Annotated in this window: 1 protein-coding gene; it reads left to right on the forward strand. The window is 33.3% G+C overall.

What is annotated here, in order from left to right; translation table 11 throughout:
* A partial coding sequence (locus ACKPVM_RS20580; protein WP_409311600.1) for an MBL fold metallo-hydrolase occupies nucleotides 1-207 on the forward strand: 207 nt, incomplete at both ends.

Below are 207 nucleotides of genomic sequence, written 5' to 3' on the forward strand. Positions count from 1 at the left end.
TTGATGATTTTGATTTACAACATAATGAACGAACTGGTACGTACGTTTTATTAGGTGATGATATTACTTTAATTGAAACTTGTGCAGCCCCTTCTCTTCCGTATATTTTAGACGGCTTACAACAATTACATATTGATTTAAACGAAGTTAAAAACATTATCGTTACACATGTTCATTTAGATCACGCCGGTGCTGCTGGTTTAATGA

Source organism: Pectobacterium hainanensis, assembly GCF_046237015.1.
Taxonomy (GTDB): domain Bacteria; phylum Pseudomonadota; class Gammaproteobacteria; order Enterobacterales; family Enterobacteriaceae; genus JBJYIN01.